At 61.2% G+C, this 4,609-nt stretch carries 4 protein-coding genes and 1 pseudogene; 4 read left to right on the top strand and 1 reads right to left on the bottom strand.

All coding sequences use genetic code 11. The features are described from left to right. Nucleotides 1-234: pseudogene (locus QZ564_RS18965) on the top strand (cell division protein FtsA); the annotation flags it as partial. Nucleotides 235-277: 43 nt separating this feature from the next. On the opposite strand, the gene QZ564_RS18970 reads toward QZ564_RS18965, so the two are convergent. Next, complete coding sequence (locus QZ564_RS18970; RefSeq protein ID WP_297113477.1) at nucleotides 278-736, bottom strand: VOC family protein; 459 nt, start codon at nucleotides 734-736, stop codon at nucleotides 278-280. A gap of 229 nt (nucleotides 737-965) precedes the next feature. On the opposite strand from QZ564_RS18970, the gene ftsZ reads away from it, so the two are divergent. The 3 genes from ftsZ to QZ564_RS18985 all read left to right on the top strand — a co-directional run. After that, nucleotides 966-2,630, top strand: coding sequence for a cell division protein FtsZ (gene ftsZ, locus QZ564_RS18975; protein ID WP_297113498.1), 1,665 nt, complete (start codon nucleotides 966-968; stop codon nucleotides 2,628-2,630). A gap of 111 nt (nucleotides 2,631-2,741) precedes the next feature. Then, nucleotides 2,742-3,698 (top strand): UDP-3-O-acyl-N-acetylglucosamine deacetylase, encoded by a 957-nt coding sequence (lpxC, locus tag QZ564_RS18980; RefSeq protein WP_297113499.1) that lies wholly within the window; start codon nucleotides 2,742-2,744, stop codon nucleotides 3,696-3,698. A 96-nt stretch (nucleotides 3,699-3,794) separates the two neighbouring features. Then, nucleotides 3,795-4,609, top strand: an 815-nt coding sequence (locus QZ564_RS18985; protein WP_297113501.1) for an outer membrane protein assembly factor BamD, incomplete at its 3' end; no start/stop codon positions are given.

Consider the following 4,609-nt stretch of genomic DNA (forward strand, 5'->3'; position numbering starts at 1 on the left):
CTGCCGGAAGTGGCGCGGCGCATTCTGGCGCGGAACGTGCGCAATGGCCGGCCGATGGGCATTTCCGGCCTGCCGGATATTGCCAAGGGCGCGGCGTTTGCGACCATGGCCGGCATGCTGGTTTATCCGCAGGTTTGTGCGCAGGAATATGCCGAGCCGCGCGGGTCACGGAAGCTCACCGGCACCGATGGCTATTTCGCCCGCGTGGGGAACTGGCTGCGGTCCAGCTTCTAGCTCAGCTGCCGGCCTCAAGGCGCCGCCGTGGTCAACGAGCATCTCAGCCCGCATAGGCCTTCTGCAAGTCTGCAACGATAATTTTCCGCATTTGCAGCATGGCTTGCATGGCGCGGTTGGCGCCGGCCTTGTCGGGTCCGTTGAGTGCTTCGTAGAGCTGCTTGGGCACGATCTGCCAGCTCAGGCCGAAACGGTCCTTGCACCAGCCGCACATGCTTTCCTCGCCGCCATTGTCGACGAAGCGGTTCCAATAGAAGTCGACCTCTTCCTGGCCATCGCAGTCAATGACAAAGCTGACCGCTTCGTTGAACTGGAAGCGGGGGCCGCCATTGAGCAGCATGAACTTCTGTCCGGCCAGTTCGATGACCGCCGTGAAAGCCGGCTTGTCCGGTGCATGGCGCACCAGCTCGTGGACTTGGGCATCGTTGAAAGTCTCGGGGTAGAACTTGATGGCGTCGTCGATGCGGTCGTCGAACCACAGGCAGGGCATGATGCTGGTCATCGGTTGCTCCATATCAATAGCCAAATCGTTATATGCACTTATGGTTATGTAAATCCTCTCGTGTTGTCAATGGCGGGTCGACGGCGGTGGCGTGGTTAACGGAGCGCTAATGCGTAACGAGCACGTGTCGCAATTTGCGCAGAAGTTAACCTGAACGATCGGCTTGTTAGGGCGGAGTTAACGAATGGATGGGTAAATCTTAACCAACCACGCCACTATGGGGCCACTTATGACCATCAATCTGACTATCCCGGACATTCAGGAACTCAAGCCCCGCATCACCGTGTTCGGTGCCGGCGGCGCCGGCGGTAACGCTGTCAACAATATGATCGAGTCCGGCCTGGACGGTGTTGATTTCGTTGTTGCCAACACCGATGCGCAGGCTCTGGCGCTCTCCAAAGCGCAGCGGATCATCCAGCTTGGCGTCGGGGTAACCGAGGGTCTGGGCGCCGGCTCGCACCCGGAAGTGGGTCGCGCCGCGGCAGAAGAAAGCTGGGACGAGATCAACGATCACCTCTCCGGTTCGCATATGGTGTTCATCACCGCCGGCATGGGTGGTGGTACGGGGACCGGCGCGGCGCCGGTCATCGCGCGCGCTGCACGCGAACAGGGCATTCTGACGGTTGGCGTGGTCACCAAGCCGTTCAATTTTGAAGGCAATCGTCGTGCCCGTCTGGCCGAAGACGGCATCGATGAACTGCATCGGCATGTCGATACACTGATCGTCATTCCGAACCAGAACCTGTTCCGGGTGGCCAATGAAAAGACCACCTTTGCCGATGCTTTTGCGATGGCCGACCAGGTGCTGTTCTCCGGCGTTGCCTGCATCACTGATTTGATGGTCAAGGAAGGCCTGATCAACCTCGACTTCGCCGACGTGCGCGCCGTGATGCGCGGCATGGGCAAGGCGATGATGGGTACCGGCGAGGCCTCGGGCGAAGATCGCGCCCGCCATGCCGCCGAGGCCGCCATCGCCAATCCGCTGCTTGACGACGTGTCGATGCAGGGTGCGCGGGGCCTCTTGATCTCCATCACCGGCGGTCCGGATTTGACCCTTTATGAGGTCGATGAGGCGGCCAGCCGCATCCGCGAGGAGGTCGATGTCGACGCCAATATCATCCTGGGTGCGACTTACGATCCGAACCTGAATGGCACCATTCGCGTCTCGGTTGTGGCCACAGGTACCGACGCCACCATGGTTCAGGCCATGGAGCCGGCAAAGCCGCATGCTTCGCGCACGCCTCTTTCGGTGAAGCGTCATGTGCCGGCTGACCGCTCAGTCGTGCCGCAGGCAGCCCAACCCGTTGCCGAGACCGTCGAGGCCGAGGAGATCGGCCATCAGGTGGAAGCCGCTGTTGCGGAGGCATTTGCCACTCATCAGCCAGCGCCGTCCTATGCAGATGAGGACGACGGTATCGTCGTCGAACCCTTCGTGCCAGAAGCCGAAGCGATGGCCGAGCCAGAAGATGTCCCTGTCCCGCAGGAGCAGCCGATTCCCAGCGTCTATGTGCCCTCGCACGCGGCCCGCCCCGAGGGGCAGCGCCGCATGCCGCGGACGGAGGAACTTCCTGCTGTTGCGCGCCGGTCACAGGACGCGCAGGAACGTCATGACGCCGAACCGCGCAATGCACGCGCCCTGTTCAAGCGGCTGGCCTCCAATGTCGGTCTCAATCTTGGTCAACAGCAGAATGAAGTGCGCGCCGAGCCGCCGGCCCCGCAGATGGACGATGCGGCTGCCCGCAACGCCATTGAAGCAGGTGTGGCAAGGACTTCCCGCGTGGCTCAGCCAAGCGAGGGCGCTCGCGGCCAGCTCGACAATCAGGGTCGCAGCCCTGCGGCTCCGGCAGCCAAGGACCATCTGGAGATACCGGCTTTCCTGCGCAAGCACGGTTGATCTGTCAGTGATCCTGGATCAAAAGCTCTCTCGGTGCGGCTTCCGCACCGAGTTTTTTTTGGCTAACAGTCTCACTTGAGCGTGAACGTCGCGGCGGGAGCATTTCCAGGCATGAACAAACTTTCCCAACGCCAGCGCACGCTTGCCGGCGAAATCAGCTTTGCCGGATATGGTGTGCATGGCGCACAGCCGGTGACGCTGACCATGGGGCCAGCAGCGCCGGATAGCGGCTACATGATCCGCCGCGACCTGGGAGAGGGTGCGTTCACCAAGCCCGTGCCTGTGCACCATTCCCGCGTGACCCGCACCACGCTTTGCACCACGCTCGACCTGGGCGGCAGCGTCAGCGTGGCGACGGTAGAACATGTCGTTTCGGCATTGAGCGGCATGGGCGTCGACAATGCCCTGATCACGCTGGATGGGCCTGAGTGCCCGATTATGGATGGCTCGGCTCATCCCTTCGCACAGGCCATTCTCGAGGTCGGTCTGGAGATACAGCCGGCCCAGAAGAGGTTCCTCAAGATCGTGCGGGCCGTGACTGTCCGCAACAACGACGCCTTTGCGGCCCTTGAGCCCTATAATGGCCGGGCGCTGGACCTGGAGATCGACTTCGACTCCAAGGTGATCGGGCGCCAGCGCATGATCTTCGACTGGACGCCGCGCCGCTATTTCGAGGATGTCTCGCAGGCCCGCACCTTTGGCTTTGTGCGCGATGCCAAGATTTTGCGTCAGGCTGGCTATGCACTCGGTTCGAGCCTGGACAATTCCATCACCGTGCATGAGGACCGCATCCTCAATCCCGGTGGCCTGCGCTATGAAGACGAATTCGTGCGCCACAAACTGCTCGATGCCATTGGTGACCTGTCGCTGGGCGGACTCGCCATCTGGGGAAAATTCCGCTCATACAAGGGTGGTCACGCGCTCAATGCCCATGTCCTGGCCTCGCTCTTTTCCAGCGAAGCCAATTATGAAATAGTCAGCGCTGAAGACCTGCCGCTGGAATTCGAGAGTTTCGAGGACCAGCCGGATGGTCTTGAAACTCATCACTACTTGCGGTCCGTGCGCTGAGGGGGACCTTGAGCCCGGCAGCCGCGCCACAGTTTTGATCCAATTGCCAACTAGGCCCGCAGGCCAACTGCGGAACGATTTTGAACGGGGCCGTTCGTGAAACTTGACGTTGTAAGCCAGTATTCCAGCCGGGCCCTGCGCCTCGCTGCCATAGGCCTTTTGGCTGCGGTTTTGACGGCCTGCTCGGGTATGAACCTGTTCGGCCCGCCCAAGATCAAGGAAGAGCCGATCGTTCCGGCCGCCGCGCTCTACCAAGGCGCGCTGGACGATATGGACCGGCAATACTACCAGACCGCCATCACCAAGCTCGAAAAGCTGGAGCGCCAGCATCCGCGCGATCCGCTGACCGAGAAGGGCAAGCTGATGCAGGTCTATGCGAATTACCGCATTAGCCAATTCGACGAGGCGATCCTGGCGGCTGACCGCTATCTGGCGCTTTATCCGCAGAGTTCGGAAGTGCCCTATGTGCTCTGGCTCAAGGGCACCGCCTATTATGCGCAGATCAAGGACATCACGCGCGACCAGCAATTGTCGCGCGATGCGATCGATACCTACAATTTGCTGATCAACAACTATCCGAAGTCCGAACACGCCGCCGACGCGCGCGAGAAACTGCTGGTGGCCTATGATCAGCTGGCTGGCAAGGAAATGTCGGTCGGCCGCTATTACCAGGGCAATGGGCAGTATGCCGCCGCGATCAACCGGTTCCGCGAAGTGGTGGAACGCTGGCAGACCTCCACGCATATCGAGGAAGCGCTCTATCGTCTGACCGAGACCTATCTGCTGCTCGGCCTCACGACCGAGGCCACCTCGGCGGCGGCGGTGCTCGGACACAATTATCCGGCCAGCGACTGGTACAAGCGGGCCTTCGAACTGCTCGGCAAGCAGGGGCTCGCCCCGCAGCTCAATTC

Origin of the sequence: uncultured Devosia sp. (assembly GCF_913055165.1) — a bacterium.
Taxonomy (GTDB): domain Bacteria; phylum Pseudomonadota; class Alphaproteobacteria; order Rhizobiales; family Devosiaceae; genus Devosia.

Bases quoted from the DNA above. Each gene is read 5' to 3' on its own strand.
- QZ564_RS18970 (WP_297113477.1), bottom strand. From the start codon at position 736: ATGACCAGCATCATGCCCTGCCTGTGGTTCGACGACCGCATCGACGAC.
- lpxC (WP_297113499.1), top strand. From the start codon at position 2,742: ATGAACAAACTTTCCCAACGCCAGCGCACGCTTGCCGGCGAAATCAGC.
- ftsZ (WP_297113498.1), top strand. From the start codon at position 966: ATGACCATCAATCTGACTATCCCGGACATTCAGGAACTCAAGCCCCGC.